Genomic DNA, 26770 nt, shown 5'->3' on the forward strand with positions numbered 1-26770 from the left:
GCGCTAAACCACGTCCACCCGAACCCCGGCCGCCCGAATCGTCGCCACCGCACTCGGATCCGCATCCGAATCCGTCACCAGCACATCGACCTGCTCGATCCCGCAGATCCGGGCCAGTGCTGAGCGCTCCAGTTTGTCCGCGGTGGCGACGACCAGCACCTGACCGGACCGCCGGACCATCTCGGTGGTCACCCCGGCTTCGTCGATATGCCGACACTGCGCGCCGCCCTCGGCGGATATCGCATTGACGCCGAGAATCAGTGCGTCCAAACGCAATTCGGCCAGCGCGCGCTCGGCCAACGGTCCATGCAACTCATAGGACTCCCGGCGCGCCACCCCGCCGAGCACGATGGTGCGCATATGTGGCCGCAACACCATCTCGCCCGCGATATTGAGCGCGTTGGTGACGATGGTCAGTGGGTCACCGGCGGCATTGGCCAGATCGGTTCGCCCGGCCAGTGCGCGTGCGACGGCGGTCGTCGTTGTGCCACCGTTCATTCCGACTACCGCACTCGGTTCGATAAGTCCCGCAGCGTGTTCGGCGATCCGCTGCTTCGGCTCATCCGCACCCTGCCGGTAGCGCGCGGGCAGGTCGTAGGCGACCGAAGTCGCGACCACACCGCCGTGTGTCCTGGTCGCTAACTGCTGTTCGGCGAGTGCGGTGAAGTCGCGGCGCACCGTCGCCGGGGAAACCCCGAGGCGTTCGGCGGCCTCCTCCACCGAAAGCCGCCCGGTGTCGGCGAGCAGTTCCAGCAGGCGGTTCCATCGCTGCGGCCGGTCCGTCGGTGCGGTCATGTCAAACCTTCCCGTCCACGCGAGCGACCTGCTGTTTTTCCATGCACGCGAACAATCTGAGCACAGGCACGTGCCCGACCGTAGAGATTCGGCCGCCGTATTACCAAGTCGGACACCTTCATCACCGCGCCCGCAATCCATCGAGCACCAGATCGACCACCCGGCGGACCGCGTCCGCGTACGACTCACCGGTCCGGGCATAGATCTGCAGGGTCATCAGCGCGGCCACCTCGCCCGGCTCGATATCGGCGCGCATGACACCGGCCTCCTGCGCCTGCATGGTCATCCGCGAGACCGATTCGACAATCCGCCCCCGCACCTCGTGCAACCGCGGATCGGCCTGAATCTCGGCATGCAGATTCGGCTCGATCGCCGATGCCAGCGCTCCGACCCGCCGCTGCGCACACTCGTGCAGAAAACGCGAAAGCGCGGGCCACGCCGCCCCCTCCTCCGCCAATGCGGTCGCCGCCAACTGAGCCAGCTCCGCGAGGTAGGACTGGGCAGTTTCGGCGATCAATGCATCCCGATCCGGGAAGTGCCGATACAGCGTGCCGACACCCACACCCGCCCGATCCGCGATCTCCTTCATCGGCACATCGACACCTTGCTCACGGAAGGTCACCAGCGTCGCGGCAATGATCTGATCCCGGTTGTTCCTGGCATCAGCCCTCTTCGGACCGGTCGTCGTCCTCACCTCCAATTTAAGTGGACGAAATCCTTCCGGTTACTGTACCCTCCCTCTAACCGGACGAAATTCGTCCACTTAGTCGAAGGGTGTTGTCATGAACAAGACGGTGCTGATCTCCGGCGCGGGCATCGGCGGTGCGACCCTGGCGTACTGGCTGGCCGACCGTGGCTTCCGAGTCACGGTGGTCGAGCGGGCGAGGGACAAACGCTCCAGCGGAAACCCGGTCGACGTGAAGGGACCTGCCATCGATGTGGTCGAGCGCATGGGCATCATGCCGCAGCTGCGCGCCGCGAACTCCGCTGTGTCCCAGATGAATTTCGTCAACGCCAGCGGCCGCCGCGTCGCGCGGGTCGATCTGAAGGCCTTCCAGGGATCGGCGGGCGACCGCGAGGTCGAGATCCCCCGGGCCGATCTCGCCGCGATCCTGCTCGACGCCAGCCGTGAGAGCGCCGAATTCCTGTGGGGCGACACCATTACCGGCCTGAGCCAGCACACCGACGGCGTCGACGTCGCCTTCGAACACGCCGATCCGCGCAGCTTCGACTTCGTGATCGGCGCGGACGGACTGCATTCCGTCGTGCGCCGCCTGACCTTCGGCGATGAATCCGAATTCGTCCGGCATATGGGCATCTACATCGCCACCATTCGGATCGATGCACCATTCGGCAGCGACAGCGAAGTCCTCATCTACAACACGCCGGGACGGGCACTGTCGGTGCACCCGACGAAGGGTCGCGCCCTCGCGGCATTCATGTTCCGCCACAACGGTGTTCCCGGTTTCGACCATCGCGACACCGAACTGCACAAGCGCCTGGTCATCGAGGCCTTCACCGACCAGGGCTGGCGGGTCCCCGAATTGCTGGACCGCGTGCGCGATACCGACGACTTGTTCTTCGACTCTGTCAGCAAGGGCGAACTGCCGAGCTGGTCGGACGGACGCATCGCGCTGCTCGGTGACGCCGCATCCTGTGTCTCACTGTTCGGCGACGGCTCCACCCTCGCGATCGCGGGGGCGTACACGTTGGCGGAGGAACTGGCGGCTACACCCGAGGACCACGAAACGGCGTTCCAGCGCTACGAGACGCGGCACCGCGTGCTGGTCGACCCCAAACTCAACGGCGTTGCCACCGCGGCATCGATGCTCATTCCGGCGACAAAGGCGGGAATCGCGCTGCGCAATACCGCGACTCGCGTCCTTCCTGCTGTTACGGCGCTTCGCGACCGTGCGAGATGCACCGCTTGACGGTCACCGTTTGCCACCACCAATTTCGCACCCGCTTACCCCTCAGTTCTTCGCGTCCCTGTTCAGAGGGAGGCGGGGAGCCCGAAGCCGGGGAAGAGGGTGGCGTCGAGGAAGACCGTGATTCGGTCGATCGCGGCGTCGCGGAGGGTGAGGAGGTGGATGGAATGTGCCTGGTAGGTGTCGGTTTCGTCGCGGCGGTAGTAGGCGATGGCGGGTTGGGTGTTTGCGGAGGTCGGGATTGCGCGCCAGATGTCGGGGGTGGACCCGCATTTGTCGGTGAAGAAGGCGACGACGTGGGCGCGGCCCGCGAACCAGAGCAGGGCGGGTGGCATTTCGAGGACCACATCGTCGCGCAGGAGCTCGGCGAAAGAAGCCATGTCGGCGTTGCCGAAGGTGCTGACGTATCGGTCGATCATCGCGCGTTCGTCCGGGCTCAACGATTCCGATATGCGGTCGAGCATGGGGGCGTCTTTCTCCAATTGGGCATGGGCGCGTTGCAGTGCGCTATTGACTGCGGCGGTGGAGGTTTCGAGCAGGTCGGCGACTTCGGCCGCGGACCAGGCGAGTACGTCGCGCAGGATCAATACCGCGCGCTGACGGGCGGGTAGGTATTGCAGGGCCGCGATGAATGCGAGTCGAATGCCGCTGCGGGCTGCGACCACGGTTGCCGGATCGTCGGAGGCGGTGCCGAGCAGCGCGTCGGGAATCGGTTCCAGCCAAGGGATTTCGGGATGACGATGCGGTTTGGTGACCACGGTATCGCTCGGCCCGACAAGTCCGGTGGGCAGCGCCCGCCTGCCGCGCTGTTCGAGCGCGGTCAGGCAGGCGTTGGTGGCGATCCGATACAGCCAGGTGCGCAGCGACGCCCGGTCCTCGTCATAACGGTCGGCCGAGCGCCAGGCCCGCAGCATCGTCTCCTGCACCAGATCCTCGGCATCGTGGATCGACCCAAGCATCCGATAGCAGTGCGCGAGCAGTTCGGGCCGGTAGGGCGCGGTGCGCGCCGCGAAATCCGCACTGACCGTCATGGGTGCACAACCTACCGAGGAATCTGTTGCGCTGGTCATGCCTGCACCCCGGTGCGGTCGTCACGACTTGCCGAGTCGGAGGTCAACCCGTCGCTCGGTGTGACCGCAGGGGCTGAAGCCAACCAGTCGCTCGCTGGTTCCGCCGGGTCGGTCGAAACCGGCTCGGCGGTGTTCGGCGCGGGTACGGGCGCCCCGGCCGGGATCAGCAAGCCGATCGCAGCACCGAGGAGCGCGAGCAGGGCCGCGGTCCCGATGGCGGCGGCGAAACCGTCACTGAACGCCCGCGGATTTGCGAAGGAGCCCACGGCCGCGAAAACAGCTGCCGGTACGGCGATTCCGAAGGCGCCACCGAGTTGGCGCAGAGTGTTGTAGGTCCCGGATGCGGCCCCGATGGCCGGCATCGGAACGGCCCGCAGTACCGCACTCTGCGCGGCGGGAATCGCCATCGAAACACCGACGCCGGAGATGACGAAGGGTGCGATCATCGCGGCGTACGACAGGTCCGGTCCTGCGGTGAGGGCGATCCACCCGTAGCCGACGGCCTGCATGAGCAAGCCGGTGATAACGAGCGGACGTTCACCGAACCGGTTGACCTGTTTGCCCGCGATCGGCGCCACCAGGAACAGCGTGACCGTCCACGGCGCCAAACGCAGTCCGGCGCCGAGCGGACCCTGCTGCTGCACGATCTGCAGGAACTGCGCGAAGAAGAACGCACCGCTGAAAATCGAGGCGGCCAGTAGGAATCCGACCGCATTGCCCGCGGAGAACGCGCGCGAGGCAAAGAAGCGCATCGGAATCAGCGGCGCGGTGGTGCGCAGTTCCCAGCGCACGAATCCGATCAGTGCCACCGCCCCCGCAACGAAGGCGGCCACGACTTCGGCACTGGCCCAGCCGGATTCATTGCCCCGAATCAGTCCCCAGACAATGCCGAACGCGGCGACGCTCACCAACGCGATCCCGCGAAAGTCCAATCTGCGCGCCTCGCCCACACTTTCGGCCAGCCGCGTGCGCACCAGCGGGATGAGTACCGCACCGATCGGCAGGTTCAGCCAGAAGATCCACTGCCAGGCCAGTCCTTGCACAACCGCACCGCCGACGAGTGGCCCGCCGAGGGTGGCCAATCCGGTTGCCGCCGCGAATAATCCGAGCGCCTTGGTCCGCTGCTCCGGCTGGAACGCCGCCGAGAGCAAGGCCACCGCGACGGGCATGATGGCGGCGGCCCCGATGCCCTGCGCCGTCCTGGCGGCGATCAGCAGACCCAGATTCGGTGCCAGTGCACATCCGGCCGATGCCGCGCTGAACAATGCCAGCCCGCCGACGAGCACCCGTCTGCGACCGTAGCGGTCACCGAGTGCCGCGCCCGCCATCAACAGCACCGCGAAACTCAGGTTGTAGGCGTTGATGGTCCATTCCAGCTCGCCGATCGATGCGTGCAGATCGAGCTGGATCGCATGCATCGCGGTCGTGACGACCAGCGCGTCGAGCACGATCATCAAGCCCGCCAGTGACGTCAGCGCCAGCACCCAGCGCTGCCCCGTGGTCATTTTCATTGCTTCCTCCGATGGGTTGTGCGGGTACATACCGGCGTCACCGTGCCGATTCATCGGAGGTTGCGAAAAAAGTTTCTAGGGACGCGAAGGCGCGAGATCAGCGACGATCGGAGCCTTGCGCAGGGTGCGAACCCAGACAGCGAAGCCCCACGCTACGAAGCCCGCGTAGATCAGATAGAGCGTCGCGGATGGGTAATAGCCTGCTTTCAGCAGCAGCGGCACGCCGACCAGGTCGACCGCGATCCAGATCAGCCAGAATTCGGCGAGCCCGCGCGCCATCCCGTAGGTCGCCAGCACCGATCCGGTGAAGATCCAGGCCTCCGCCCACGGCCCGTAGGAACCGATCAACGCGAACAATCGAGCGAATGCGGCCGTGCCGACCAACATGGCGGCCACCAGTACCAGCCGTTCCCGCCCGCTCGCCCAGCGCGGCGCGACACCGCGGTGCTCGAGTCCGGTTTCGGTGCGCGCATGCCGATACCAACTCCACCAGCCGTACACGCTGACCGCGATGAACATCAGCTGACGGCCGGCCTGTCCGGCCATATTCAAATGCTGTGGCGTGTTGAAGATCCCACCGACGAAAACGGTGAACAACAGCGCATTGCCCGCGATCCCGATCGGCCACGCCCACACCCGCCGCCGCATACCGCCGACCGCGGACGCCAGCCCGAACCCATTGCCGATGACCTCCCGCCAGAGAATCTCCGACCCCCCGACATCCAACTTGGCGTCGAGCAACGCAACCAAAGGGCTCACCCCCGCTACAACCCGCCCACCCCGGCTTCTCATCCCAAGCCACTGCCCTTCACGCATACCTTCGCGTTCCGGCGACGGCGTTTCGCGCGGCGAGTCGATCTGCGAGGTCTGAAAAAGGTCTGCGAAGCGGGCCGCGTAACGATTGCGCAATCTGGGATCGCGATTCGCAATATCCGTGCAACGACCTGCTCCTAGTGTTTTGGTCATGACGGCGAGCGGTACCGAGGAGCCCACCGGCGGGACGGGCATCCACATCAGCGGTTTGACGAAGACATTCCGGGTCGGCCGGAAGACGGTGCAGGCGCTGGACGAAGTGGAGCTGCATACCGAACAGGGCGCATTCCTGTCCCTGCTCGGCCCATCGGGCTGCGGCAAATCGACGGTGCTGCGCATCCTGGCCGGACTGGAGACACCGACCGCCGGCAGGGCGCTCATCGACGGTGAGACCCCGGCCCAACTGCGCAGCCGCCACGAACTCGGCATCGCCTTCCAGGATTCGGCGCTGCTGCCGTGGCGTTCGGTGGAATCCAATATCAAGCTGCCGCTGCAGGTCGCGGGCATTTCGCCGGATCAGGGACTGATCGCGGATCTGGTCCGGCTGGTCGGCCTCGAAGGCTTCGAGAAGGCCAAACCGGCGCAGCTATCCGGCGGTATGCGCCAACGTGTTTCGATCGCGCGCGCCCTGGTCGTGAAGCCGACCGTGCTGCTGCTCGACGAGCCGTTCGGCGCACTCGACGATATGACGAGGCAGCGGCTGAATCTGGAATTGCTGCGGATTTGGACCGAGAAACCAGCGACCACACTGATGGTCACGCACGGCATCGCGGAGGCCGTATTTCTTTCCGATGTCGTCGCGGTGATGAGTCCGCGGCCGGGCCGGGTGCTGGAACTGGTGAAGATCGATCTGCCGCGCCCGCGCACGCCGGAGATGATGCGCACACCGGAATTCCACAAGTTGCACGATTACCTCTCCGAGCTGTTGTTCGGAAAGTCCGGCAAGGGCGGTGTCGCATGAGCGAGCGAATCACACGCCAGGGGTACCGGCGGGTCAGCGGACAGGATCAGCCGCGACCGTCGGTGGCATGCCGCCGACGTCGAGGGGATGCGGCATGAAACGGATCGGCGGACTGATCGGCGTACTGGGATTGATCGCGATCTGGTGGGTGCTGGCGGCGCTGGAGGTCGCGGGTGGCACGATCCCGAGTCCGTGGACTGTCCTGCACAACATGTACAGCGACGGTTGGGATCTGTACGGCCCCAACTTCCGGATCACGGCGCTCGGCGCGCTGAAGGGATTCATCTGGGGTAATGCGCTGGCCATCGGTCTGGCGTTCCTGATCGTGCTGATCCCGTGGATCGAACCGCTCGCCACCCAGCTGGCCATCCTCAGCTACTGCATCCCACTGCTCGCGCTCGGGCCGATCATTCTGGTGGTCTTCGGCGGACGCACCCCGACGGTCTTCCTCGCGGCGATGTACTGCTTCTTCACCACCATGGTCGGCACGGTCACCGGACTCCGCTCGGCCGATGTCACCAGCCTCGATCTGGTGCGGGCCTACGGCGGCGGCCGCTGGCAACAGCTCTACCGGGTGCAGGCGATCGCCGCGCTGCCGAATATGTTCGCGGCGTTGAAGATTGCCGCGCCGTCCGCCGTGCTCGGCGCGATCATCGGTGAATACCTCGGTGGTGTCGACAGCGGCATCGGCGTCGCGCTGACCGCCGCGCAGACCGCCTACAACGTGCCGCGTACCTGGGGGATGGCATTGGCCGCGGCCGCACTCGCCGGACTCGGCTACGCAATCGTCGCCCTGATCGCCCGATTGGTCACCCCCTGGACCGCGCAGGAGCCGACATGAGCCGCGCCTCTCATGCGGACAGCTTGCTCGCCGAGGGTAGTGATAGGGCGGTCGAATGCGGCATTGGCGACCACCATTCGACTCCGCTCAGGGGGAACTGCCTGGGCCGAGCTCGATACGGCCGAAGCTATCGCGGCACTCGACGTCCGCGTGCGCAGTCGCCCGGTAGTGGGCGGCGAGTTGGTGTGCGTCGGGCAAAGCAGTGCGCGCCGGGCGAGACCGCGCGCGGCCGGGTTGGAGGAGTGCGATGACTGACGAACTTGTGCCGATGGACAACATGACCGCCGCCGCGCCGCCGCCCGTCGAGGCGAGCACGCGGCCCCAGCGCAGCGCCGCCGCCGGAATGCTCAATCTCCTCACCCGCATCGGCCGCTTCCTGTTCCCCCTGGTCACCGCACTCTTGCTGATGCTGGTGATCTGGTACGTCTTCCTGAAGGCCTTCCCCCAAGTCGGCCCGCGAGTAGGCAAAACACCCAGCGATATCTGGAAGTACCTGTTCAGTTCCGCCGGCGCACATACGGCACGTCAGGCGATCTTCGACGACCTGCAGATCACCCTGCGCGACGCCGCGATCGGCTTCGGCGTCGGCATGCTGGCGGCACTCGTGGTCGCCGCGCTGTTCGTCTCGTTCTCGGTGGTCGAGCAGACGTTCATGCCGGTCGCCATGCTGTTGCGTTCGGTGCCCCTGGTGGCGCTGACCCCGATCATCGTGCTGGTATTCGGACGCGGACTGGCCGGTGTGACGGTGCTCGCGGCGATCGTGGTGTTCTTCCCGGCACTGGTCATGATCATGGCCGGTTTGCGCAATGCGCCGCGGCAGGCGATGGATCTGGTGGCCGCGTACGGCGGCTCCCGCTGGACCGGACTGCGTATGGTCGCCGTGCCCGCCGCGCTGCCCTCGGTCTTCGCGGCGGCGCGCATCTCGGTGCCCGGTGCGCTGATCGGCGCATTGCTCGGTGAATGGCTGGGCAGTGGAACGGGGTTGGGGGCCAGTCTGATTCGCGCCATTCCGACCTTCCAATACAGCAAGCTGTGGGCCTCGATCGTGATCGTGACCATTGTCTCGGTGCTGCTGTACGCCATCGTCGGTGTCATCGAAAATCTGGTGCTTGCTCGCTTCGGCCCCGAGGCGGGCCGCCGTTGACCGGTCAGTTTTTTCGCAAATCAATGCTCGGAACGTCAAAGTAAAGAAATCGAAACGGAATCCCCCTAGATTCGGCCCATGAACCCCGTACAACGCTCTACGTTCGGGCCGAACCTGAACCGGCGATCCCTGCTTCGTTACTCCGCGCTGGCCGGCGCCGCATTGGGCGGTGCCAGCCTGTTGGCCGCATGTGGCGATGATTCGAAAGACTCGTCGGGCGGGTCGGTGGCGGACGGATCCAAGTACGGTTCCGTCGCGATCCAGCTGTCCTGGCTCAAGAACATCGAATTCGCGGGCGAATACTTCGCCGATGCCAAGGGCTACTACAAGGAGGCCGGATTCGGTTCGGTGAATCTGATCGCCGGTGGCGCCGCGAGCACCTCGGTCGAGGCCGGTCTGGACACCGGCAAGGTCTGGCTCGGCACCTCGGCCCCGCAGACCACCGCGCCCGCGATCCTGGAGGGCCTACCCGCCAAGATCGTCGCGACCACCTACCAGAAGAACCCGTTCTGCATCGTCAGCTCCGCCGCCAAGCCGATCAAGACCCCGCAGGATATGAAGGGCCGCAAGATCGGCGTCCAGGACACCAATCAGCTGATCTTCAACGCGCTGCTGAACGCCAATGGCATGAAGCCGAGCGATGTGACCATCGTGCCCGCGCAATACGATCCGACACCGCTGGCCAACGGCGAGGTGGACGGCTGGGTCAGCTATGTCACCAATGAGCCGATCACGTTGACCGCCAAGGGATTCCCGAATATCAACTTCCTCTTCGCCGACTACAACCTGCCGCTGGTGGCCGAGACCCTGACGGTCAAGCAGTCCACCATCGATAAGGAACGCGACAAGCTGAAGGCCTTCCTGATCGCCGAGATCAAAGGCTGGAAGGATGCGGTCGCGAACCCGGCCGAATCGGCGCGACTCGCGGTCGAGGTATACGGCAAGGATCAGAAACTCGATCTGAACGAGCAGACCCAGGAGGCGACCGCGCAGAACGGCCTCGTCGTCTCCGCTGATTCGACCGCCAATGGTTTGCTGACGATGACCGATCAGTTGATCGAGCAGAATATCGCCGCGCTGCGCAATGCCAAGATCGATATCAAGGCCGAGCAGCTGTTCGACCTCTCGGTGCTGCGCGAGGTGTACGCGGAGAATCCGGGCCTGAAGTAGAGCTAGAGTGCCACTGGGGCGTTGGCCGGTAATTCCCTGAATTCCGGTTCGGCGCTCCGGTTTTCGGTGAGCTGTCGCCCGGCTCCGGACCGGGCGAGCAGCAGTTCGGCTGCGATCGAAACGGCGACCTCGGCGGCGGTGCGTGCCCCGATATCGAGACCAGCGGGGGAGTGCAGGCGGGCCAGCGTCGCGTCGTCGAAACCGCCCGCTCTCAGGTCTTCGATGCGTCTCAGATGTGCGGACCAGGAACCGTTTGCGGCGAGGTAACCCAGTTCGGGTAGTCGCAGTGCCACGGTGAGCAGCGGGATTTCGAAGGTCGGATCGTGGCCGAGCACGACGATCGCCGTGCTGCTATCGATTTCGCCCGCCGCCGACAGGGTGTTCAGGTACCGGTGCGGCCAGTCCACGACCACCTCGGCGCCCGGGAAGGCATCGGGCGTTGCGAAGGTGTCGCGGGAATCGCAGATCGTGACGCGGTAGCCGAGCAGTTTGGCCTGAACGGTCAGCGCCGCGGCGAAAGCATTGGCGCCGAAGATGATCAGCCGGGGCGGCGGCGGGAAGGAGGCCACGAATACATCGGATTCGGGCAGCGCGACCAGTTCCGTCGCATGCCGCTGCGGGGTGATCAGATGCTGTCCGATCAGATCCGGATCCGGATTCCACACCACGGTGAACAGGGTGACCCTGCGGTGCGCGGCGATTTCCGCGGCGATGGAGGGGAATTCCGGAAAGTCCCTGCGCGAGAACGGCTCGACGAAAACATCGACCATGCCGCCGGAGTCCAATCCGGGCTCGCCTGGTGGGACGCCGATACGGTGCAGACCGCGTCGACCGCTGCGCGCGGCATCGGCCGCCGCTTCGATCACGGTCGTCTCGACACTGCCGCCGAGGAGCGAACCGTAGACCGCGCCATTGGCATCTACCAGGATCGATGTGCCGACCGGCAGCGGTCCGGAACCAACAGTTCGCACGACGGTGGCCAGTCCACCTGTCCGGCCCGAATGCCACACCCGCAATAGGTCGTCGACGATGTCCCGCATCTGTTCAGCTCCGCTCACGCGTGCGGCGTGGCCGGGAAGTCACGATCATCGCCTGTCGCCAAATCGTCGCACGTGACGCACACCATATCGTTATTACCGATCAAATAGGTGCGCCCGCCGGAATCTCTAACGGCGGCTTGATACACCGAGGTCCAATGCCTATCCGACATCACGACCGGATGTCCGGGTGTGCTGTGGAACACAGCTCTGGCCAGGCCGGTCGGTGCCGCATACGCTGCGGCGACCACCCGCGCGACCACATCCGCCCCGACATCGGGCGTATCCACCGGCATGATCGCGACGTACTCGGCGGGCGTGTGCGCGACGGCTCGCAAACCCGCCCGCAGCGAGGCCCCGAGTCCGGTGGCCCAGTCGGCTGCCCACACATGATCGACACCCTCGGGTAGGTCGACCGCGGTCGGTGACGGTCCGGTCGCGCCGAGCACCACGATCACCGGATCGCAGCCACCGTCGCGCAGTGCCGCCACCGCCGACCGCAGCCAGGCGCCGCCCTCGGCCAATGCCTTGGGCATCCCGTAACGCGTTCCGGCGCCCGCGGCCAGGACAATGCCCGCGCAGACCGGTTCGGGTGATGCAGCCATGTGAAGACGGTAGCCCGGCCGCGTAGCCGATTGGTTACGGAAAAGTGCTGTGACGTCGACAGTCGGACGCCTACGACACGCCGGAAGTGATCTATCCCGTTCGACTGGCGACCGGGTCGGTCGTATTCGATGCTGGTCCGATGACATACGACGGGTTGGGCCTCGCGGAATTCGACGCATTGCCCGAAGCGGAGGCGAATGCGGCCTTGCTCGTGTGTTGCTCTTCGCCGGAATGGGCGCGTGCGCTGGTCGCCGGGCGGCCGTACCCGAATGTCGATGCCCTATTCGAGAGGGCCGATGCGGTACTGGCCGAATTGTCCGAGGCGGAAATCGATCGCACCCTCGACGGACATCCGCGCATCGGTGCCAGGCCCGATACCGCGGCATCGGCTCGTGAGCAGGCCGGGGTGGCCCGGGCCGAGGATGCGGTGCGGGAGGGGCTGGCCGAGGGCAATCTGGCCTATGAGCGGAAGTTCGGCCATATCTATCTGGTGTGCGCGACCGGTAAGTCCGCGGACGAGCTGCTGGAATTGCTCACCGCCCGGCTCGGAAACGATCCGGAGACCGAAAGGCGGATTATGCGAACGGAATTGGCGAAGATCAATCGGATTCGGTTGGCACGGCTGCTCGGGGATGGCGAATGAGCTCGCTCAGTACCCATGTGCTCGATGCCGTCGCGGGTGCGCCCGCGGCCGGTGTCGCGGTGGTGCTCTATCGGGATACCGAGGTGCTCGGTTCCGGAACCACCGATGACGACGGCCGGATCGCCGCGCTCGCCGCGGTATTGCCGCCCGGCACGTATCGGCTGGTGTTCGATACCGGCGCATACTTCGCCGCGCGCGAGATCGAATCGTTCTATCCGGAGGTCGCCATCACCTTCGTTGTCATCGAAGAGCGGCACTATCACGTCCCATTGCTGTTGTCGCCCTTCGCCTTTTCCACCTACCGAGGGAGCTGAGCCATTCATGGAGCTGACCGGGCCGATCGTGCTGTCCGACAACCGGTACGGAAAGGCGGAGAACCGCATCGTCCGGATCTACCGGGACCAGCCGCGCCACGAGATCCGCGATGTGAACGTAACCACGGTGCTGCGTGGCGATTTCGCCGATGCCTATGTCGCAGGTGACCAGTCGAAGGTACTGCCCACCGATACCCAGAAGCAGACCGCGTACGCGTACGCGAAAAAGCCTGGGCTGCAACCGATCGAGGACTACGCGCGCACCCTCGCCGCGCATTTCGTCGACGAGATCGCGCCGGTCGACAGTGCGCGCATCGAGATCGAGGAGTATGCCTGGCAGCGCGTTACCGTCGACGGCGGCGAGCACGATCACACCTGGGTGCGGCAGGGTTCCGAGGTGCGGACCGCGACGGTCACGGTGGCGGGCAAGGGCGAACGGCAGCAGGCCTGGGTGATCGGCGGGGTCAAGGATCTGGTGATCCTCAAGTCGACCGGGTCGGAATTCGGCGACTTCCTCACCGACGATTTCACCGTGCTCGCGCCGACGCACGACCGCATGCTCGCGACCTCCCTGGTCGCGCAGTGGCGGTTCGCCGCCACGACCGGCGTGGACTGGGATGCGGTGTACGCGGGCGTCCGGCAGCGGATGGTCGAGGTCTTCGCGACGCTGCATTCGAAGGCTATGCAGCAGACGCTGTTCGAGATGGGCAAGGCCGCGCTCGAGGCCTTTCCTGTGCTCGCCGAAATCCGGCTGACCGCACCGAATAAGCATCATTTCGACTACGACCTCGCTCGATTCGGCATCGAGAACAACGGCGAGGTCTTTCACGCCGACGATCGGCCGTATGGGCTCATCCATGCCACTGTGCAGCGGGAAGATGCCCCGGAAGCCGGGCCGGCATGGCTACCGTAGGTGCCATGACGACAACGACCGTCATCGACGGGTGCGCCGTGGCGACCGTCGATCCGAACGGCACCGAATACCGCCGCGGGTATGTGACGGTGCGGGGCAATCGGATCACCGCGGTCGGTGCGGGTGATGCGCCCGATCTCGGCGCGGATGTGCACCGCATCGATGGCCGTGGCTGCCTGCTCACGCCCGGGCTGGTGAATACCCATCATCATCTCTACCAGTGGATCACCCGGGGCCTGGCGGCGGATAACACCCTGTTCGAATGGCTGACCACGCTCTATCCGATCTGGGCTGGCATCGATGAAGACGCGGTTCGTGTGGCCGCGACCGGTGCGCTCACCGCGCTGGCCCGCACCGGTTGCACTACGTCCACCGACCATCACTACGTATTCCCGCGCGAAGGCGGCGATCTGCTCGGCGCGGAGATCGCCGCGGCCGCCGAGGTCGGGGTGCGATTCCATCCGACCCGCGGCTCGATGGATCTCGGGCGGAGTTCGGGCGGCCTGCCGCCCGACGAGGTGGTGGAGAGCCTCGACGCCATTCTCGCCGCGAGCGCGGATGCCGTTGCGCGCTGGCATGATCCGTCGTTCGATTCGATGCTGCGGATCGCCCTCGCACCGTGTTCGCCGTTTTCGGTGACCACCGAGTTGCTGCGCGAATCCGCCGTGCTGGCACGGGATCTCGGCGTTCGTCTGCATACGCATCTGGCCGAGACGATCGATGAAGCGCAGTTCTGTGCGGATAAATTCGGCTGCACACCCGCGCAGTACATGGAGGGGCTCGGCTGGCTCGGCTCGGATGTCTGGTACGCACATGGCATCCACCTGGATGATGCCGCCATCGCCACCATGGCGAAAACCGGTACCGGCGTGGCACATTGCCCCACTTCGAATGCCCGGATCGGTGCGGGCACGGCGCGCACGGCCGATCTGGTCGGGGCGGGAGTGCCGGTGGGGCTCGGTGTGGACGGTGCGGCCAGCAATGAATCCAGTTCGATGATCGAGGAGCCGCGCAATGCGCTGCTCTATGCCAGAGCCAAGGGCGGGCCGCGGGCGATCAGTACTCGAAAAGCCTTGGAGCTGGCCACTATCGGCGGAGCACGGGTGTTGGGGCGGGAAGCCGAAATCGGGTCTATCGAACCGGGCAAGCTCGCCGATCTCGCGCTGTGGCGGCTCGATACGCCCGCACACGCGGGCATCGATGATCCCGTCACCGCGTTGATTCTCGGTTCCGCACCGCCGCTGGCCGCATTGATCGTCAACGGGCGCACGGTAGTTCGGGATGGCGAGGTGCGCACCGTCGACGAGGAGAAAATCGGCGGCGAGGTCGCGCACGCACAGGCGGCGTTGGTCGCGAAGGCGGGGTAGCGCCGTCACCCGCAGGTGTGCAGCACGGACCAGGACCCGGTCATGATCGGAACAGGCGCCGAACGCAAGAGTTGGACAGGCCGATCGAGCCATCTCCGAGGCTGCGGATGTCCGGCGATTCCAGCTAGCGCATCGGCTGCGAATCCCGCTCGGCGTTCTGACGCCGCAACGCCTTGCTCCAGCGACGGTTCAATCGTGTGACGGCTGCACCCGGGTGGGCAACGAGGCCCGGTCCGCCGTGTACGGCCTGGGATGGCACTTGGCGGCAAACGCGTATCCGGGGAGGTCTGGCTGAGGCGAATGTCCTGATCAGACGGTATTGCTGGATACTGGAACAGAGGCGTCTCGGACTGCGTGGCTCGGTGGCCGAGGGCGTGGGCGCGCATCCGGCGGGTAACGGCCGCGCAACCTGGGGCGGGTGTTGCGCAACATTGCGGCAACCCACGGCTTCTACTGTGGCGGCAGCGGTAGTGGAGCGAGGTGTGGCGTGGATCTGGACACGATTCGGGATGTGGTTGTGGCTCGGGGGCGGGCTGACCTCGGCTTTTTGGGCGGGTCATGTGGGGTGCTCGCCGGGGGGACGTTCTTGTTCTCGGAACCGCAGGAGGAGTTGGATCGCCTGGTCGATATCACCGCACTCGGGTGGCCTGCGTTGACGGAGACGCGGGAGGGGTTGGAGATCGCGGCCACCTGCACGTTGGCGGAGTTGGCGGGGGCCGGGGTGGGGCGGGAATTGGGGGCGGAGGTGTTGCGGGCGCAGTGGCCGGGGACGGCGTTGTTCGCGCGGGCGTGCCGGGCATTGGTGGCGTCGCACAAGATATGGCGGACGGCGACGGTGGGTGGGAATGTGTGTCTGTCGTTGCCCGCCGGGGCGGTGTCGGGGGCGCTGGTGGCGTTGGACGGTGTCGCGCTGGTGTGGTCGCCGGATGGCTCGGATCGGCGGATTCCCTTGCGGGAGTTCGTGCTCGGGCCGGGACGTAACGTTCTCGCCTCGGGGGAAGTGTTGCGATCGATCACCGTTCCGACTCGAAGTCTGCTCGCGCGCACCGCATTCCGGAAGATCGCGCTGGCTCCGCTCGGTCGCTCCGGTGCGGTTGTCATGGGTCGGCGCGAGGTCGAGGGACGCTGCGCGCTGACTATCACCGCCGCGACGACAAAGCCGATAGTGCTGGATTTCGATGCGATGCCCGGTGCTGCCGAGGTACGGGGTGCGGTGGCGGACATCGACCCGTCGCTGTGGTTCGACGATCCGCACGGCGCACCGGACTGGCGTCGGCATGTCGCCGGTGTGCTCGCCGGTGAGGTCGCTGCCGAGCTACGCGCTGAAGTCGGTGACGAGCAATGAGATTCGAGGTCGACGGTCAGTCGGTGCAGGCCGAGCCGCGTCCCGGGCAGTGCCTGCGCACGTTATTGCGCGAACACGGCCATTTCGCGGTGAAGAAAGGTTGTGATGCGGGCGATTGTGGTGCGTGCACCGTGCAGCTCGACGGAATTCCGGTGCACTCGTGCATCATTCCCGCCTACCGTGCCGCCGACCGCACCATAACCACGGCCGCCGGACTGGGCACCCCCGATGAGCCGCACCCGGTCCAGCAACGTTTCCTGGACTCCGCCGCCTTCCAATGCGGCTTCTGCACCGCGGGCATGGTGGTCACCGCCGCGGGCCTCGGCTGTGACGGCCCGGCCGCTCCGGACCCGGCGGACCTACCGGAGCTCATGAAGGGAAACCTCTGCCGCTGCACCGGATATCGCGCCATTGCCGATGCGCTGGTCGGTACCGCGCCCGACACGGACCCCGATGTCGCCACGGTAGATGGCGTCGGGCATGCGGGCACCGATGTCCCGACGGTCGGTGGCGCTGGGCATGCGGGTGCCGATGTTGCCGCGATAGGTGGCGCTGGCGATGCGGGCGTCGATGCCGCCGCGATCGGTGGCGCTGGGCACGTGGGTGCCGATGTTGCCGCGGTAGGTGGCGCTGGCGACACGGACCTCGATGTCGCCACGGTAGGTGGCGCTGGGCATGCGGGCACCGATGTCGGTGCCCCCGCCGGACCGCGAGTAGTCACCGGCACAGAGCCTTTCACCTTCGATGTCCGTCCGCAGGATGCGGCCGCCGATGTGGATGCCGACGTAGCGCCGCCCACGGACCCACTGCATATTGCCGTCCTACCGAGCCCGCATCCGCACGCGCGAATCGTATCCATCGACACCTCCGCCGCCGAAAAGCTGCCGGGCGTACATGCGGTGCTCACCTACGCCGACGCTCCCGACATCGCCTTTTCCACTGCCCGTCACGAACTCCGAGTCGACGATCCGGACGACACCTACGTGCTGGATCGCACGGTGCGATTCATCGGACAGCGGGTCGCCGTCGTGGTGGCGGAAAGTCTGGATATCGCCCGCGCGGGTTGCCGGGCGATACAGGTCGAATACGACATCCTGCCAGCGGTATTCGATCCGGTCGAGGCATTGCGGCCGCAAGCGCCGAAACTGCACGGCGGTAAACCGGATTCGGCTCGCATCGCCGATACCGAACGCAATGTGATCGCCGAGATCGACGGGGAGGTCGGCGACCTCGAAGCGGGCCTGGCCGCGGCGGCGCAGGTGGTCAGCGGTGTCTGGCATTCGCCGCGGGGCCAGCACGTGCACCTGGAAACCCACGGCGGTATCGGCTGGGTGGACGCGGACGGCAGGCTGGTCATCCGCTGCAGCACTCAGGTCCCGTTCCTGGTGCGCGACGAGTTGTGTCAGATATTCGGGTTGCCGCGGGACCGCGTGCGGGTATTCGCCAAGCGCGTCGGCGGCGGGTTCGGCGCCAAACAGGAGATGCTGGCCGAGGATCTGATAGCACTGGCGGTGCTGCGCACCGGCCGACCCGTGCAGTACGAATTCACCCGCTCCGACGAATTCACCAGTGCCACTTGCCGTCATCCGATGCGGGTGGCTGTCACCGCGGGCGCGAATGCCGACGGCATGTTGACCGCACTGTCGATCGACGTACTCGCCGATGCCGGGGCCTACGGCAATCACAGTGCGGGTGTGCTGTTCCATGGCGTCGGCGAATCCATCGAGGTCTACCGCTGCGCCAATAAGCGCGTCGAGGCGAAGACAGTCTACACCAACAACATTCCCTCCGGCGCATTTCGCGGCTACGGCCTCGGGCAGATCATTTTCGGCGTCGAATCGGCCATGGATGAACTGGCGCGCGCACTCGATATCGACCCGTTCGAATTCCGCCGCCGCAATGTCATCGTCCCCGGCGACGCGTTCGTCGGTGCGGAAGTCGGCGACAGCGATCTGGACTTCGGCAGCTACGGCCTCGATCAATGTATCGATCTCGCCGAACGAGCTTTGCTGCGCGGCAATGGGGTTCGCGCTCCAGGGTCGGACTGGCAGGTCGGCACCGGGATGGCGCTGGCCATGATCGCCACCATCCCACCGCGCGGCCACCGCTCCGAAGCGACCGTCACCCTGCTACCCGACGGTCGCTACGAACTCCGCGTCGGCACAGTCGAATTCGGCAATGGCACCACAACAGTGCACGCCCAACTCGCGGCGACAGCGTTACACACCGACGTGCGCCGCGTAGTGATCCGTCAATCGGACACCGACGTCGTCGGACACGACACCGGCGCCTTCGGATCCACCGGCATCACCGTCGCGGGCAAGGCCACCTACGCCGCGGCCGTGGCATTGCGCGAGCACATCCTGGTCCGGGCGGCCAAGCTGACCGGTCGCGCCGAAGCGGAATGCGTCCTGGTGGCCGATGGCGTCCGCTGTGGCGATCGACTGATCGAAGCCACCGAACTCCTGGCCGACGGTGCGTTGTCCGGATACGGCGAACACGCGGGCAGCCCGCGCTCGGTCAGCTTCAATGTGCAGGCATTCCGGGTCGCCGTGCAGCCCGAGACCGGGTTGGTGCGCATCCTGCAATCCGTCCAGGCCGCCGACGCGGGCACGGTGCTGAACCCGGCGCAGTGCCGCGGCCAGGTGGTCGGCGGTGTCGCACAGGCCATCGGCACCGCGCTCTACGAGGACATGCGCTCCGTGCGAGGTGAGGTAACCACGCGGACGCTGCGGCACTATCACATCCCGCAGCTCGCCGATCTGCCGCACACCGAGGTCTACTTCGCCGAAACCGCCGATGACCTGGGCCCACTCGGTGCCAAGTCGATGAGCGAATCCCCGTACAACCCGGTCGCCCCCGCGCTGGCGAATGCCATCCGCGATGCTGTCGGGGTACGACAGACCGGTTTGCCGATGACGGCGGACCGGATCTGGCGCGCCCTTCAGGAAGGAGACCAAGGGTGAGTACACGGCTACCCGAGAATGTCCGCGCTCGCGTCGACGCGATGCTCGACACCGTCGACGCCGAGTTGCGGACCCGGTACCCGGGCCCCGGCGGCCGGGTCCAGCCGATCCATACCGCCTACGTTCCCGCCGACCGGGCCACCGCCACGACCCCCGCCGAATGGGGCACGGCGGCGATCGAACTGCTCGATCGCCATCACGACCTGCTCGCCGGAATCGACGGCACCGACGCGCTGCCCGCCGTGCGCGGACAACTCGAGCAGCGACCCATCCAGGATCTGCGCATCGACTTCGAGGACGGTTACGGCTTCCGCGCCGACGCCGAGGAGGACCGGGCCGCCACCGATGCGGGCGCGGCACTCGCCGACTGGGTGAAGCAATCCGGTGGGCCGACCAGCCTCGGTATCCGGATGAAGGGTTTGGCGGCTATCGAACGCGCTCGTGCTCTGCGCACCCTCGAGCTGGTCTTGGATGCCGCGGGTGGCGTGCCGCCGGGTTTCGTCTTCACCGTCCCGAAAATTCGTGCGGCGGAACAAGTTTCCGCGCTCGTCGCGCTGTGTGACGGACTCGAGCGCGGCTCCGGACTCGATGCGGGCACGCTGCGATTCGAACTGCAGATCGAAAGCCCGCAGGCGATTATCGCCGCCGACGGCAGCGCGCCGGTCGCCAAGATGATCCGGCTGTCCGAAGGTCGTTGCAGTGCTTTGCATTTCGGCACCTATGACTACACCGCCGCATGCGGTATCGCCGCGCCCGATCAGGCGCTCGACCATCCGGCGGCGGACTATGCGAAGTCGGTCATGCAGGTGGCCGCGGCCCAAACGGGGGTGTGGATCTGTGACGGCTCCACCCAGATCGTGCCGGACCGCGATCCGGAATCCGCACTGCGCAACCATCATCGGCTCGTCGACCGGGCGCTGCGCCTGGGTTACTACCAGGGCTGGGATATGCATCCGGGCCACCTGATCACCCGCTGGCTGGCCACCTACGAATTCTTCCGTCGAGCCATCGACGTCGCGGTGCCACGTCTGGTCGCCTACCTCGACCGGCGCTCCGGCGGCGTGATGGACGAGCCCGCCACCGCGGAAGCCTTGGCGGCCACCGTTTTGCGCGGCGTGAACTGCGGCGCACGCACCGCCGATGAACTGCGTGCACTCGCTCCGGTACTGACTCCCGAGGTGCTGCGGGCGCTCGTCGCACGCGAGCCGATTCCGCAGGAGGCGAAATGAGTGAAGCTTCGGGTAGCGATTCCACGAGGGGCCCGGGCGAGGGGTCGGCCCACTACACAGGAGGTGTTATGAGTAGCGATGGTCGGCGCGACGCAGGGGATTTCAGGCTGCTGCCCGATCTTGCGGTCCGTCCGCTCGGCGGCTCGGTCATCTGGGCCGATGACGAATTCTTCGCCGAGAAGGAGAATTTGATCAATCCCGGTCCGTCGGAATACCGACCGTCGACCTTCGGACACAAGGGCCAGATCTACGACGGCTGGGAAACCCGCAGGCACCGCGGCCGCCCCGGCGACGATTCCGCCATCGTGCGCCTGGGCGTACCCGGAGTGATCCGCGGCATCGTGGTGGACACCGCATGGTTCAAGGGCAACTATCCGCCCGCGGTTTCGGTCTCCGCGCTGGAGATCGACGGCTATCCGGCCGCGGAAACCATTGCCGAACGCGACGATTGGGTGCCCCTGATCGACCATGCCCCGGTAACCGGCGACAGCCGCAATCCGTTCTCGATCGAGAACGAAAACCGTTGGACCCATGTGAAACTCACCATGCACCCGGACGGCGGCGTGGCCCGGCTGCGGGTACACGGCGAGGGCAGGCCCGACCCGAAGCTGCTCGGCCTGGGCCCCCTGGACTTGGCCGCACTGGAAAACGGGGCCCTGGTCCTCGACTGCTCCAACCGCTTCTACAGTTCGCCGAATCAGCTGCTCTATCCGGGGCTGGCGCGAAAAATGGGCGACGGTTGGGAAACCGCCCGCCGCCGCGACGACAGCAACGACTGGGTGCAGATCCGGCTGGCCGGACCCGGCCTCATCCGCCTCGCCGAGATCGATACGTCCTACTTCCTCGGCAACAGCCCCGGTTCGGCCCGGCTCACCGGCCGCACCACCGACGGCACCGAACTCGAATTGCTGCCGCGCACCGAATTGCTGCCCGATACCAGGCACCGCTTCGCGATCGCGCCGATGGCGGCCTCGGTCGAGGAGGTCCGCCTGGACATCTATCCCGACGGCGGGCTCGCGCGACTGCGCCTCTACGGCGAACTCGGGGGCTGAGCGGCGTGGGCGAACGAGATTTCGTCGGCTACGGTGCGACGCCACCGGATCCGCAGTGGCCGGATGGTGCGAAGATCGCGGTCCAATTCGTTCTCAATTACGAAGAGGGCGCGGAGCACAATGTGCTCGACGGCGATCCGCATTCGGAGACGTTTCTCTCGGAAATGACTCCCGCGCAAGCCTTTCCGAATCGACACATGAGCATGGAATCGCTGTACGAATACGGCTCCCGCGCCGGACTGTGGCGGGTGCTGCGGGTCTTCGAACGCCGCGACCTACCGCTGACCATCTTCGCCGTCGCCCGCGCCATGCAGCGAAATCCGGAGGCGGTGGCCGCCTTTCGGGAACTCGGTCACGAAATCGCCAGCCACGGCCTGCGCTGGCAGTCCTACCAGCTCACCGACCGCGACACCGAGCGCGAGCATATGGCCGAGGCCGTGCGCATCCTCACCGAACTCACCGGCGCGGCCCCGCTCGGCTGGTACACCGGCCGCGACTCCCCGCACACCAGGGAATTGGTGGTCGAACACGGCGGTTTCGTCTACGACTCGGACTCCTACGCCGACGATCTCCCGTACTGGGTCACCGTGTACGGCCGAAACCACCTGGTCGTCCCGTACACCCTCGACACCAACGACATGCGCTTCGCCTCACCGGCGGGGTTCCCCAGCGGCGAACAATTCTTCGCCCACCTCCGCGACGCCTTCGACGTGCTCTATCGCGAAGGCGCGGAGGGCAGTCCGAAGATGCTGTCGATCGGTCTGCACTGTCGGCTGGTCGGCCGCCCCGCGCGCATAGCCGCGCTGGAACGCTTTCTCGACCACGTCCAGTCGCACGCCGACGTGTGGGTGGCGCGTCGCATCGATATCGCCGAACACTGGCGTCGGGTGCATCCGGCGGTCGGTGGCTAGGCGAAAAGATTCCGCACGAACGGCAGCGAATCCGGCAGCGACCCATTGACCGCCCCGCTGTGGTCATCCGGATAGACACGCAACGTGACCGGCTGCCGGTTGGCCACGAGCACCGCCGCGAAGCGCAGTGTTTCCGGTGTGACGACGTCGGTGTCGCGCAATCCCTGACCCAGGAAAAGCGGCTTGTCGTAACCGGATTCGGGCAGGCCGAGATAGCGGGTCAGCAGTCCGTGCAGATCCGGGATCAGCAGCAGTGGGCGCGCGAACAGGTCACCGGCCACCACGCCGTCGGCCGCGAGTTCGTCGCGCAGCGGGGTGACGCAGGCCTCGCGGGCCCGCGCGAGCCAGTCGCGACCCGAGTCGTTCAGGTACGACTCGATGTCCAGCTCCGGGTAGGTGGTGCGGAGGCCATTGAGGATGTACAGCACGTACGCGGTGGTGTAATCCGACAGCTTCACCGGCGGCACATGCGGGCCGAGCAGCGGCACGACATCCTCGATATAGGCGGGCACACCGGTGGCGACCGCACCCCGGTAGTCGAGTTCGGGTCCACCGAATTCGGTCGCGTAGCGCGCGGTGTAGACGGCCGCACCGCCGCCCTGTGACTGGCCGACGACCACCCATTTCTCGGCCAGGGTTGCGTACTGGCGGGTGGCGGCCTTGACCGCGTCCACGACGTTGTGCGCTTCCACGCGTCCGTTGATGTAGGGGTGTTCGCCCGGCGAGCCGAGTCCGGCGTAGTCCGCGGCGACGATCGCGTACCCCTGCTGTAGCCAGGTGCCGAGATAGGTCCAGTCCCGCTCGACCGCGCTCGGCCCGGCGATGCTGTAGGCGCAGTCGTCGCCGAGTCCGACCGTGCCGTGCGCCCACGCGATCACCGGCCAACCACCCGCGGGCGCTGCCCCCGGCGGGAAGTAGACCGCGGCGCTGGCCACCGTCGGCACATCGTTCGCGGTGGACGTCGTGTAGAGGATGCGGCTGGAATTCACCGCACCGGGTGGCGTCGCCACGGCGGCCAGCGGCGCGACGGATTCCACCGTGCCCGGATCGGCGCTCGCCGCGGGCAGCTGCAGGCCGAGACCACATACGACGGCAACGGTGAGCCACAGTTTCCGCATAAAAGCTCCTATCGGACGCTGAACGTCTGTCCGCGATGGACCGAGTCTGTCCATCGAACCATCGCGCCCATCTGGAGGTGGCGCAGGCCACACGGGCGCTTGTGAAGGTGCTCACAAAGCGGGAATTCCGGGCGCGTCGGGTGTAGACCGCCAGGTGATCGCAAACAGTACGAGCGTTACGCTAAAACCGCACGTCAGAGCTACCGGCGGGTAGGTTGCACGCGTGCAATTCGCAGGCAAATTTCGCAAAGTTAGCAAATGCCGGTCGAAACCTAGCTCGGATTCACACTTGCAACAGGTAGACGGCTATTTCCTGGTGTGCCATCGTGTGGAAGTACACCCCATGGGCCTAGCAAGCCTGCAAATTGCCGCCACAGCAGTTCGAGCGATGCTCGACCGTGGGGCACCGAAACGAAGAAGTGGAGTCAGAGATGTCGAACGCCGGCACCCCGAAGACCGCTGCGGAGATCCAGCAGGATTGGGACACCAACCCCCGCTGGAAGGGCGTCACCCGCAACTACACCGCCGATCAGGTGTCGAAGCTGCAGGGCACCGTCGTCGAAGAGGCCACCCTCGCCCGTCGTGGCTCGGAGATCCTCTGGGATCTCGTCAACAACGAGGACTACATCAACTCCCTCGGTGCCCTCACCGGTAACCAGGCGGTTCAGCAGGTCCGTGCCGGACTCAAGGCCATCTACCTGTCCGGTTGGCAGGTCGCCGGTGACGCGAACCTGTCCGGCCACACCTACCCGGACCAGTCGCTGTACCCGGCCAACTCGGTGCCGTCCGTCGTTCGCCGCATCAACAACGCGCTGCTGCGCGCCGACGAGATCGCCAAGGTCGAGGGTGACACCTCGGTGTCCAACTGGCTGGCCCCGATCGTCGCCGACGCCGAGGCCGGTTTCGGTGGCGCGCTGAACGCCTACGAACTGCAGAAGGCCATGATCGCCGCCGGTGCCGCCGGTGTGCACTGGGAGGACCAGCTGGCCTCCGAGAAGAAGTGTGGCCACCTGGGCGGCAAGGTGCTGATCCCCACCCAGCAGCACATCCGCACCCTGACCTCCGCGCGTCTGGCCGCCGACGTCGCCGACGTCCCGTCGGTCATCATCGCCCGCACCGACGCCGAGGCCGCCACCCTCATCACCTCCGATGTGGACGAGCGCGACCGCGAGTTCCTGGACGGCACCCGCACCGCCGAGGGCTTCTTCGGTGTGAAGAACGGCATCGAGCCCTGCATCGCGCGTGCCAAGGCCTACGCCCCCTACGCCGACCTCATCTGGATGGAGACCGGCGTGCCGGACCTCGAGGTCGCGCGCAAGTTCGCCGAGGCCGTCCGCGGCGAGTTCCCGGACCAGCTGCTGGCCTACAACTGCTCGCCGTCCTTCAACTGGAAGGCACACCTGGACGACGCGACCATCGCGAAGTTCCAGCGTGAGCTCGGCGCGATGGGCTTCAAGTTCCAGTTCATCACCCTGGCCGGCTTCCACTCGCTCAACTACGGCATGTTCGACCTGGCCTACGGCTACGCCCGCGAGGGCATGACCGCCTTCGTCGACCTGCAGGAGCGCGAGTTCAAGGCCGCCGCCGAGCGTGGCTTCACCGCCATCAAGCACCAGCGTGAGGTCGGTGCCGGATACTTCGACACCATCGCCACCACCGTGGACCCGAACACCTCGACGGCCGCCCTCAAGGGCTCCACCGAAGAGGGCCAATTCCACTGAGCTGACACAAACGATGGCCATCGCTCGGTCGGAGTCGGTCGAACACCGGGGTGTACCAGCGTTCGCCGCTGAACCGACCCCGGCGGAGCGAGTCTTACGAGCGACCGTTCGCGGCCCGTCTCGCGTCCGAGTCGTCGAAGCGCATGCGACGAAGTCGCGAGTCTCGACGGCACCGCTAGCGACTGCTTGCAGGTCGCTCGAAATGGTCGGACGCGAGACATCGGGGGGCCGCGAACACGCCGCGCGGAGCGCGGCCATCCAACACCGCCCTCCCCGCTGAACAGCCCCAGCGGGGAGGGCATCCCTATACCTTGGACCATCGAAGGCTCGCTCACATCCGAGCGTCCTTCGCCACCAGCCACCCGACAGCCAGACAAAACCAGCAGGAGCGGGACGTGAGCAGCGAGAAGATTCAGCGCGTCGGCATCATCGGTGCCGGACAGATGGGTGCCGGAATCGCCGAGGTGTGTGCCAGGGCGCATATCGACGTGCTCGTCTACGAACAGACTCGGGAGCTAGCCGCCGCAGGTCGCGCCCGCATCCTGCGCTCGCTCGACCGCGGCGTCAGCAGCGGCAAGATCACCGAGCGCGAGCGCGAACAGGCCGCGTGGCGGCTGCGGTTCACCTCCGACCTCGGCGATTTCGCCGACCGTCAGCTGGTGGTCGAGGCGGTGCTCGAGGACGAGAAGGTCAAGACCGCCATCTTCGCCGAACTCGACAAGGTGGTCACCGATCCGGACGCCGTGCTGGCCTCCAACACCTCTTCCATCCCGATCATGAAGATCGCCGTCGCCACCGCCAACCCGGAGCGCGTGGTCGGCATGCACTTCTTCAACCCGGTGCCGGTGCTGCCGCTGGTCGAGCTGGTCACCACGCTGAAGACCAGCGCGGCGGTGTCCGCGCGGGCCGAGGCCTTCGCCGGCGATGTGCTCGGCAAGCAGGTCGTGCGCTCGGCCGACCGCTCCGGTTTCGTGGTGAACGCGCTGCTGGTGCCGTACTTGCTCTCGGCCATCCGGATGGTCGAATCCGGCTTCGCCACCAAGGACGACGTCGACAAGGCGATGGTGCTCGGCTGCGCCCACCCGATGGGTCCGCTGGCGCTGACCGACCTGGTCGGCCTCGACACCGTGAAGTCCATTGCCGACTCCATGTACCAGGAGTTCAAGGAGCCGCTGTACTCGGCGCCGCCGCTGCTGATGCGCATGGTCGAGGCCGGTCTGCTCGGCAAGAAGACCGGCGCGGGCTTCTACCAGTACAAGGTCTGATCTGTATTTTTGGCAGCGCCTTCGGCGCTGCGTGTTCGCGGCCCCCTGGT

At 66.3% G+C, this 26770-nt stretch carries 24 protein-coding genes; 16 read left to right on the plus strand and 8 right to left on the minus strand.

Going from position 1 to position 26770, the window contains the following annotated elements; genetic code table 11:
* Positions 1-3: 3 nt before the first annotated feature.
* Both ACQP1T_RS03940 and ACQP1T_RS03945 read right to left on the minus strand, forming a co-directional pair.
* Positions 4-795: a DeoR/GlpR family DNA-binding transcription regulator gene (locus tag ACQP1T_RS03940; protein WP_433758594.1), complete on the minus strand. Its 792-nt coding sequence runs from the start codon at positions 793-795 to the stop codon at positions 4-6.
* Positions 796-916: 121 nt separating this feature from the next.
* Positions 917-1489, minus strand: a complete 573-nt coding sequence (locus ACQP1T_RS03945; protein WP_433758595.1) for a TetR/AcrR family transcriptional regulator — start codon at positions 1487-1489, stop codon at positions 917-919.
* An 88-nt stretch (positions 1490-1577) separates the two neighbouring features.
* Here ACQP1T_RS03945 and ACQP1T_RS03950 point away from each other — a divergent pair, with 88 nt between their 5' ends.
* Positions 1578-2726 (plus strand): FAD-dependent monooxygenase, encoded by a 1149-nt coding sequence (locus tag ACQP1T_RS03950; RefSeq protein ID WP_433758596.1) that lies wholly within the window; start codon positions 1578-1580, stop codon positions 2724-2726.
* Between the two features lie 62 nt (positions 2727-2788).
* Here ACQP1T_RS03950 and ACQP1T_RS03955 read toward each other — a convergent pair whose 3' ends face one another.
* From ACQP1T_RS03955 to pnuC, 3 genes are all read right to left on the minus strand, one after another.
* Positions 2789-3754, minus strand: coding sequence for a sigma-70 family RNA polymerase sigma factor (locus ACQP1T_RS03955; RefSeq protein WP_433758597.1), 966 nt, complete (start codon positions 3752-3754; stop codon positions 2789-2791).
* A 35-nt stretch (positions 3755-3789) separates the two neighbouring features.
* Positions 3790-5304 carry an MFS transporter gene (locus ACQP1T_RS03960; protein WP_433758598.1) on the minus strand — a complete coding sequence of 505 codons (1515 nt, stop codon included), beginning with the start codon at positions 5302-5304 and terminating at the stop codon, positions 3790-3792.
* 75 nt (positions 5305-5379) lie between these two features.
* Positions 5380-6063 (minus strand): nicotinamide riboside transporter PnuC, encoded by a 684-nt coding sequence (pnuC, locus tag ACQP1T_RS03965; protein WP_433758599.1) that lies wholly within the window; start codon positions 6061-6063, stop codon positions 5380-5382.
* 205 nt (positions 6064-6268) lie between these two features.
* On the opposite strand from pnuC, the gene ACQP1T_RS03970 reads away from it, so the two are divergent.
* The 4 genes from ACQP1T_RS03970 to ACQP1T_RS03985 all read left to right on the plus strand — a co-directional run bounded on the left by ACQP1T_RS03970 (position 6269) and on the right by ACQP1T_RS03985 (position 10233).
* On the plus strand, positions 6269-7078 hold the full coding sequence (locus tag ACQP1T_RS03970) for an ABC transporter ATP-binding protein (RefSeq protein WP_433758600.1): 810 nt from the start codon (positions 6269-6271) through the stop codon (positions 7076-7078).
* A 94-nt stretch (positions 7079-7172) separates the two neighbouring features.
* Entirely contained in the window at positions 7173-7919 is a 747-nt protein-coding gene (locus tag ACQP1T_RS03975; protein ID WP_433758601.1) for an ABC transporter permease, read from the plus strand.
* Positions 7920-8262: 343 nt separating this feature from the next.
* Positions 8263-9063, plus strand: a complete 801-nt coding sequence (locus ACQP1T_RS03980) for an ABC transporter permease (RefSeq protein ID WP_433761962.1) — start codon at positions 8263-8265, stop codon at positions 9061-9063.
* A gap of 78 nt (positions 9064-9141) precedes the next feature.
* Positions 9142-10233 (plus strand): ABC transporter substrate-binding protein, encoded by a 1092-nt coding sequence (locus ACQP1T_RS03985; RefSeq protein WP_433758602.1) that lies wholly within the window; start codon positions 9142-9144, stop codon positions 10231-10233.
* A 2-nt stretch (positions 10234-10235) separates the two neighbouring features.
* Here the strand turns inward: ACQP1T_RS03985 and ACQP1T_RS03990 are convergent, their stop codons facing one another.
* Positions 10236-11273, minus strand: a complete 1038-nt coding sequence (locus ACQP1T_RS03990; RefSeq protein WP_433758603.1) for an XdhC family protein — start codon at positions 11271-11273, stop codon at positions 10236-10238.
* 14 nt (positions 11274-11287) lie between these two features.
* Complete coding sequence (locus ACQP1T_RS03995) at positions 11288-11875, minus strand: nucleotidyltransferase family protein (RefSeq protein ID WP_433758604.1); 588 nt, start codon at positions 11873-11875, stop codon at positions 11288-11290.
* 140 nt (positions 11876-12015) lie between these two features.
* On the opposite strand from ACQP1T_RS03995, the gene uraD reads away from it, so the two are divergent.
* The 9 genes from uraD (at position 12016) to puuE (ending at position 22616) form a co-directional block, all read left to right on the plus strand.
* The gene (uraD, locus tag ACQP1T_RS04000; RefSeq protein WP_433758605.1) at positions 12016-12519 is read left to right on the plus strand and encodes a 2-oxo-4-hydroxy-4-carboxy-5-ureidoimidazoline decarboxylase; all 504 of its coding nucleotides are present in this window, start codon (positions 12016-12018) and stop codon (positions 12517-12519) included.
* A complete protein-coding gene (gene uraH / locus ACQP1T_RS04005; RefSeq protein ID WP_433758606.1) occupies positions 12516-12833 on the plus strand; it encodes a hydroxyisourate hydrolase in 318 nt (105 codons plus the stop codon). Before uraD ends, uraH begins: the two co-directional genes overlap by 4 nt.
* Before the next feature lie 7 nt (positions 12834-12840).
* Positions 12841-13746 carry a factor-independent urate hydroxylase gene (pucL, locus tag ACQP1T_RS04010; protein ID WP_433758607.1) on the plus strand — a complete coding sequence of 302 codons (906 nt, stop codon included), beginning with the start codon at positions 12841-12843 and terminating at the stop codon, positions 13744-13746.
* Positions 13747-13751: 5 nt separating this feature from the next.
* Complete coding sequence (locus ACQP1T_RS04015) at positions 13752-15113, plus strand: 8-oxoguanine deaminase (RefSeq protein ID WP_433758608.1); 1362 nt, start codon at positions 13752-13754, stop codon at positions 15111-15113.
* A gap of 487 nt (positions 15114-15600) precedes the next feature.
* Positions 15601-16458 carry an FAD binding domain-containing protein gene (locus ACQP1T_RS04020; protein ID WP_433758609.1) on the plus strand — a complete coding sequence of 286 codons (858 nt, stop codon included), beginning with the start codon at positions 15601-15603 and terminating at the stop codon, positions 16456-16458.
* Positions 16455-19424 (plus strand): molybdopterin-dependent oxidoreductase, encoded by a 2970-nt coding sequence (locus tag ACQP1T_RS04025; RefSeq protein WP_433758610.1) that lies wholly within the window; start codon positions 16455-16457, stop codon positions 19422-19424. The genes ACQP1T_RS04020 and ACQP1T_RS04025 overlap by 4 nt, the downstream gene beginning before the upstream one ends.
* A gap of 41 nt (positions 19425-19465) precedes the next feature.
* Positions 19466-20653 (plus strand): DUF6986 family protein, encoded by a 1188-nt coding sequence (locus ACQP1T_RS04030; protein WP_433761963.1) that lies wholly within the window; start codon positions 19466-19468, stop codon positions 20651-20653.
* A gap of 68 nt (positions 20654-20721) precedes the next feature.
* The gene (gene alc, locus ACQP1T_RS04035) at positions 20722-21705 is read left to right on the plus strand and encodes an allantoicase (protein ID WP_433758611.1); all 984 of its coding nucleotides are present in this window, start codon (positions 20722-20724) and stop codon (positions 21703-21705) included.
* Between the two features lie 5 nt (positions 21706-21710).
* Positions 21711-22616: an allantoinase PuuE gene (gene puuE, locus ACQP1T_RS04040; RefSeq protein WP_433758612.1), complete on the plus strand. Its 906-nt coding sequence runs from the start codon at positions 21711-21713 to the stop codon at positions 22614-22616.
* On the opposite strand, the gene ACQP1T_RS04045 is transcribed toward puuE, so the two are convergent.
* On the minus strand, positions 22613-23734 hold the full coding sequence (locus ACQP1T_RS04045; RefSeq protein ID WP_433758613.1) for a lipase family protein: 1122 nt from the start codon (positions 23732-23734) through the stop codon (positions 22613-22615). The genes puuE and ACQP1T_RS04045 overlap by 4 nt on opposite strands.
* A 431-nt stretch (positions 23735-24165) precedes the next feature.
* On the opposite strand from ACQP1T_RS04045, the gene aceA reads away from it, so the two are divergent.
* On the plus strand, positions 24166-25455 hold the full coding sequence (aceA, locus tag ACQP1T_RS04050; RefSeq protein ID WP_433758614.1) for an isocitrate lyase: 1290 nt from the start codon (positions 24166-24168) through the stop codon (positions 25453-25455).
* 395 nt (positions 25456-25850) lie between these two features.
* Positions 25851-26720 (plus strand): 3-hydroxybutyryl-CoA dehydrogenase, encoded by an 870-nt coding sequence (locus ACQP1T_RS04055; protein WP_433758615.1) that lies wholly within the window; start codon positions 25851-25853, stop codon positions 26718-26720.
* Positions 26721-26770: the final 50 nt, after the last annotated feature.

Origin of the sequence: Nocardia sp. CA-135398, from assembly GCF_050955845.1 — a bacterium.
GTDB lineage: Bacteria > Actinomycetota > Actinomycetes > Mycobacteriales > Mycobacteriaceae > Nocardia.

Bases quoted from the DNA above. Each gene is read 5' to 3' on its own strand.
- ACQP1T_RS03940 (WP_433758594.1), bottom strand. From the start codon at position 795: ATGACCGCACCGACGGACCGGCCGCAGCGATGGAACCGCCTGCTGGAA.
- ACQP1T_RS03950 (WP_433758596.1), top strand. From the start codon at position 1,578: ATGAACAAGACGGTGCTGATCTCCGGCGCGGGCATCGGCGGTGCGACC.
- ACQP1T_RS03955 (WP_433758597.1), bottom strand. From the start codon at position 3,754: ATGACGGTCAGTGCGGATTTCGCGGCGCGCACCGCGCCCTACCGGCCC.
- ACQP1T_RS03960 (WP_433758598.1), bottom strand. From the start codon at position 5,304: ATGAAAATGACCACGGGGCAGCGCTGGGTGCTGGCGCTGACGTCACTG.
- ACQP1T_RS03970 (WP_433758600.1), top strand. From the start codon at position 6,269: ATGACGGCGAGCGGTACCGAGGAGCCCACCGGCGGGACGGGCATCCAC.
- ACQP1T_RS03975 (WP_433758601.1), top strand. From the start codon at position 7,173: ATGAAACGGATCGGCGGACTGATCGGCGTACTGGGATTGATCGCGATC.
- ACQP1T_RS03980 (WP_433761962.1), top strand. From the start codon at position 8,263: ATGCTCAATCTCCTCACCCGCATCGGCCGCTTCCTGTTCCCCCTGGTC.
- ACQP1T_RS03985 (WP_433758602.1), top strand. From the start codon at position 9,142: ATGAACCCCGTACAACGCTCTACGTTCGGGCCGAACCTGAACCGGCGA.
- ACQP1T_RS03990 (WP_433758603.1), bottom strand. From the start codon at position 11,273: ATGCGGGACATCGTCGACGACCTATTGCGGGTGTGGCATTCGGGCCGG.
- ACQP1T_RS03995 (WP_433758604.1), bottom strand. From the start codon at position 11,875: ATGGCTGCATCACCCGAACCGGTCTGCGCGGGCATTGTCCTGGCCGCG.
- uraD (WP_433758605.1), top strand. From the start codon at position 12,016: ATGACATACGACGGGTTGGGCCTCGCGGAATTCGACGCATTGCCCGAA.
- uraH (WP_433758606.1), top strand. From the start codon at position 12,516: ATGAGCTCGCTCAGTACCCATGTGCTCGATGCCGTCGCGGGTGCGCCC.
- pucL (WP_433758607.1), top strand. From the start codon at position 12,841: ATGGAGCTGACCGGGCCGATCGTGCTGTCCGACAACCGGTACGGAAAG.
- ACQP1T_RS04015 (WP_433758608.1), top strand. From the start codon at position 13,752: ATGACGACAACGACCGTCATCGACGGGTGCGCCGTGGCGACCGTCGAT.
- ACQP1T_RS04025 (WP_433758610.1), top strand. From the start codon at position 16,455: ATGAGATTCGAGGTCGACGGTCAGTCGGTGCAGGCCGAGCCGCGTCCC.
- ACQP1T_RS04030 (WP_433761963.1), top strand. From the start codon at position 19,466: ATGCTCGACACCGTCGACGCCGAGTTGCGGACCCGGTACCCGGGCCCC.
- alc (WP_433758611.1), top strand. From the start codon at position 20,722: ATGAGTAGCGATGGTCGGCGCGACGCAGGGGATTTCAGGCTGCTGCCC.
- ACQP1T_RS04045 (WP_433758613.1), bottom strand. From the start codon at position 23,734: ATGCGGAAACTGTGGCTCACCGTTGCCGTCGTATGTGGTCTCGGCCTG.
- aceA (WP_433758614.1), top strand. From the start codon at position 24,166: ATGTCGAACGCCGGCACCCCGAAGACCGCTGCGGAGATCCAGCAGGAT.